The organism is Sedimentitalea sp. XS_ASV28 (assembly GCF_041224545.1).
In the GTDB taxonomy this organism is placed as follows: domain Bacteria; phylum Pseudomonadota; class Alphaproteobacteria; order Rhodobacterales; family Rhodobacteraceae; genus Sedimentitalea.
In genome coordinates this window covers 1-1,114 of record NZ_JBGFGP010000059.1, presented here as the reverse complement: position 1 = coordinate 1,114, position 1,114 = coordinate 1, and the positions used below count along the sequence as shown (strand labels likewise).

At 66.2% G+C, this 1,114-nt stretch carries 1 protein-coding gene; it reads right to left on the bottom strand.

Annotated features, from left to right (window positions below; genetic code table 11):
* Entirely contained in the window at nucleotides 1–1,113 is a 1,113-nt protein-coding gene (locus AB9K34_RS02105; RefSeq protein WP_369952794.1) for an S-(hydroxymethyl)glutathione dehydrogenase/class III alcohol dehydrogenase, read from the bottom strand.
* Nucleotide 1,114 lies beyond the last annotated feature (1 nt).

Sequence of the window (1,114 nt, the reverse complement as noted above, 5' to 3'; positions counted from 1 at the left end):
TCAAAACTCGACGACGGCTCTGATTGATTTTCCCTCGTGCATGAGGTCGAAGCCCTTGTTGATGTCCTCGAGGCCCATCTTGTGGGTGATCATGGGGTCGATCTCGATCTTTCCGTCCATGTACCAGTCGACGATTTTCGGCACGTCGGTGCGGCCGCGGGCGCCGCCGAATGCGGTGCCGCGCCAGGAGCGGCCGGTGACCAGCTGGAAGGGGCGGGTGCTGATTTCGGCGCCGGCGGGGGCGACGCCGATGATGATGCTCTCGCCCCAGCCCTTGTGCGCGGCCTCGAGCGCGGTGCGCATCACGCCGACATTGCCGGTCGCGTCAAAGGTGTAGTCCGCGCCGCCCCGGGTCAGTTCGACCAGATGCGCCACGAGATCGCCGGACACCTCGGACGGGTTGACGAAATCGGTCATGCCGAACCGCGTCGCCATCTCGACCTTGCCGGGGTTCAGGTCGACACCGACGATCTGGTCGGCGCCCGCGACCCGCAGCCCCTGGATCACGTTCAGCCCGATGCCGCCCAGGCCGAAGACGATGGCGCGGCTGCCGATCTCGACCTTGGCGGTGTTGATCACCGCGCCGATGCCGGTGGTGACGCCGCAACCGATATAGCAGATCTTGTCGAACGGCGCGTCCTTGCGCACCTTGGCCAGGGCAATCTCGGGCAGAACCGTGTGGTTGGCAAAGGTCGAGCAGCCCATGTAGTGCAGGATCGGCGTGCCATCCAGCATCGAGAAGCGGCTGGTGCCGTCGGGCATCAGGCCCTGGCCCTGGGTCTCGCGGATCGCCTGGCAGAGGTTGGTTTTCGGGTTCAGGCAATATTCGCAGGTCCGGCATTCGGGCGTGTAGAGCGGGATCACGTGGTCGCCGGGCACGACGCTGTGCACGCCCTCGCCGACCTCGAGCACCACGCCGGCGCCCTCGTGACCGAGGATCGCGGGAAAGGCCCCCTCGGGATCCGCTCCCGAGCGCGTGAACTCGTCGGTGTGGCACAGACCCGTCGCCTTCACCTCGATCAGAACCTCGCCGGCACGCGGCCCATCGAGATTCACATCCATAACCTCAAGCGGCTTCCCCGCCTCAATCGCCACCGCAGCTCGCGTTCGCATC

What these genes read in the sequence shown, in the direction of transcription:
- AB9K34_RS02105 (WP_369952794.1), bottom strand. Translation starts at nt 1,113, where the DNA reads ATGCGAACGCGAGCTGCGGTGGCGATTGAGGCGGGGAAGCCGCTTGAG.